This window comes from Petrachloros mirabilis (assembly GCF_975968855.1).
In genome coordinates, this window is the sequence record NZ_CDLUDY010000291.1 from 1 (window position 1) to 2,387 (window position 2,387).

Below are 2,387 nucleotides of genomic sequence, written 5' to 3' on the forward strand. Positions count from 1 at the left end.
CATGACGAGTAACTTATTGGCGCCAATTTCATTATTTCCGCGGACACTGACGTTAAACATAGCCCCGGTTGTCTGCATTACTTCGATCCCTGGAATTCTCCGCAAGATGGTGGGAATATCCGTCGCGCCGGACTGCCTGATGTCCTCGGCCGTAATGACGTAGACGTTCGATGGGGCCTGCGAGATCGGCTGCTCATGCCGCGTCGCGACGCTCACGCTCTCTTCCTCCTTGATGAGTTCTAATTCTTGTATGAGTATGGGAGGCGAATCCTCCTCCATCCCACTTCGAGCCGGAGTTCCGGCCTGTGCGAGCGATACAAGATCTGCTGTCAGCAGCAGGCAGAGAAAGGGGAAGGCGAGTGGTGTCACTGAAGAAATTCGGCCGTTCATGTCAAGGCGAGCCTCAAAATGCCGCGTTCACTCCGAAGAAGAACGACCGTCCCGCGCTCGGGAACCCGCGAATACGCTGGTAGTCAGAATCAAGCAGGTTCTCCACGAAGAGGAATGGCCTGACGCCTTTCCAGACCTCATACGCGATCTTCGTGTTGACGAGAACGAAGCCGCCGACTCTCACAACGTCGTTGTGGTCGAAGTTCTGCGGGAAGGGATCGCTGAAGAGCGCCTTGGAATCCCAGGAGTTGCTGATGTACGACGCCTGGACGAACCCATTGAAGCCCATGGGTTTGACATATCTGGCGATAGCGTTCACCTGATGATGAGGGCGTTCCAAAAGGGGAGACGACGGATCGAGCGGTTCGTTCGTGAAGCGAGCGTCGAGGGAAGCCCCGCGCCGTTCGCTGATTGTGTTGAGATACGTATAGCTGAGGATGGTCGACAGCTCTTTCGTCCATTTGGCGTTGAAGATGACGTCAACGCCACGGGTGGTGTATTTGTCGGAATTGGCAAACTCTACGAAGGAGTTGAAGGGGACTTGTATCGGACCACCGGGTCTGTCCTGGAGCTCGATGATGCTGTCGAGGTGGTTCTCAAAATAGATGACGCTGAGATCGATCCGGTTGTTCCACAAGGATTGCGTGACCCCGACCTCGTACGAAAGGTTGTTCTCCGGCACCAGCGATACGTTGCCGGCTCTCTGGCCGAACAGGTTTTGCATCCTTGGCATGTTGCTCTTTTTCCCGAAGGCGGCGTGGAAGCGGGTGTCCGGTATCGGAACATAGATGATCGAGGCGGTAGGACTATACGCGTGCAGGGGTTTCTTGCGGTCGGTGCGGTCGAAGAAGGAATTGAGCACGTAAATCGTATCGTAGTTGAATCCGGCGGTGAACATGAGTTGGCGGAATGGCGAATACTGTGCCTGAACGAAGAAGTCGGTCGTCACCGTCTCGTAGTTTTCAAAAGGGCTTGCCGTATCACGCCGGCGGTTGACGACATCTTGCTTGCTGATCGTGCCGATTTTGAACAGGAGGTCGGGTGTGATGGTGATCGTGCCTTGAAGGTTTGCGCCCAGGGCGTAGTTGTTGAACGTGCTGATCGTCTGACCCCCTGTGAAACCATCGATCCCGATCGTTGAGAAAGATTGGTCGGAGAAAAATGTCAGCTCGTTGTCGAATTTGTCGAAATAGACCTTTCCTCTGAGGTTCAGCCAATCCGTGGCTTTTGTCTCTCCGGAGAGATCGACGAAATATCGCTGCCAGTCGGTGAAGCGGCCATTCTCGCTTTGAAATGCTTTGTACCCGACCGTGGGGACGGGAATGTCGAATTTGGATTTATAGTAGCCGGCGAGCAGTGCGATCTTGTCCGTCTCATTGAAATCGCGGCCTAGATTCATCGAGATGTTGTACTTGGTAAATCGGCTCTGCTCCCGCAACCCGCCGTTCTCGGTGGCCGTCGGCTGGAAACTGTCAGCTAAGGGGAAGCCGTTCGATTTACGGATGCTGCCCGTGACGTAGTAGTTCCATTGGCTCTTCTCTCCTCCGTGCTCAACCCAGTAGTCCTGGGTATTGTCTTCCTGATAGCTCGTGGTAGCCCGCGTTCTCGATTGTTTCGATCCCCGTTTGGTCACGATATTGATCACGCCGCCGAGCGTATTGGGTCCATAGGGGGCATCGGCCGGGCCTTTTACGATCTTGATCTTGGCGATGTTGTCCACGGGGAGGTTGAACAGATCGACTGTGCCTAGATAGGGTTCGGAGACGGGCCGGCCGTCAATGAACACGGCGTATTTCGAATCGTCTCCCGACAGTCCCGCTCGCGGTCCTACGCCACGAACCATTATATGAGCCTCGTTCCGCGGTCCGCCTTGTCCCATAATCACACCGGGAACAAACCGGAGCGCTTCGCCGACGTTGCGCGCGTTCATGCCCAGGATGTCGTGTGCCGTAACCTCATAGACGCTGGATATCGGTCCCAAGCGCTGTTCGGTCGAA

The 2,387-nt window shown here is 55.2% G+C and carries 2 protein-coding genes; both read right to left on the reverse strand.

Translation table 11 applies throughout. The annotated features are described in order from the left end of the window. On the reverse strand, positions 1–390 hold a 390-nt coding region (locus ACWVCN_RS12605; protein ID WP_455246159.1), incomplete at its 3' end, for a TonB-dependent receptor plug domain-containing protein. A gap of 13 nt (positions 391–403) precedes the next feature. After that, positions 404–2,387: TonB-dependent receptor plug domain-containing protein (locus ACWVCN_RS12610; protein ID WP_455246160.1), on the reverse strand; the 1,984-nt coding region annotated here is incomplete at its 5' end.